The 502-nt window shown below is 36.7% G+C and carries 1 protein-coding gene; it reads left to right on the top strand.

Going from position 1 to position 502, the window contains the following annotated elements:
- Positions 1-45: 45 nt before the first annotated feature.
- Positions 46-502, top strand: a 457-nt coding sequence (locus RCF13_RS10875) for a hypothetical protein (RefSeq protein WP_308141167.1), incomplete at its 3' end; no start/stop codon positions are given.

Genomic DNA, 502 nt, shown 5'->3' with positions numbered 1-502 from the left:
GTTTTTTTGTGCCCAAAAAGAAAGGTGTACATGAGAGAGGAGAGAATGAAGTCATTGAAAAAAAGAATGAGTAGAACACTAATAATTACACTACTTTTAGCATCTTTACTTACGTCCTTTGTAAGAGCAGAGTCGGTAGTTTTTAGTACAAAACCAGATGGTAGAATACGTGTCCAAGGGAATAACATGGTATGGATGGGTTATAAAGGTGGACAATGGGATATTTATCATTTAAACACTGAAACAAATAAAGAAAATAACATTACTGATGATGCTAATGTTCAGGGGTATCCAGATATTTGGGCTCAGTACATCGTATGGCAGGAAAAAGGTATAGGAGAAGATTTTAATATCTATCTTTACAATATGGATACAGGATCTAGAGATAAGATATCTGACGGAGTAGGGCGACATCAAGAGCCACGAATTGCCAGTGGTAAGGTAGTGTGGACTAGCGAAAATGCCAATGGAAAAAGAGTGGTTATGCTTTACGACATCAATA

This window comes from Stenotrophomonas maltophilia group sp. RNC7, from assembly GCF_030910085.1.
Taxonomy (GTDB): Bacteria; Pseudomonadota; Gammaproteobacteria; order Xanthomonadales; family Xanthomonadaceae; genus Stenotrophomonas; species Stenotrophomonas sepilia.
The sequence above is the reverse complement of the archived record's forward strand: the minus strand, read 5'-3'. Positions and strand labels throughout refer to the sequence as shown.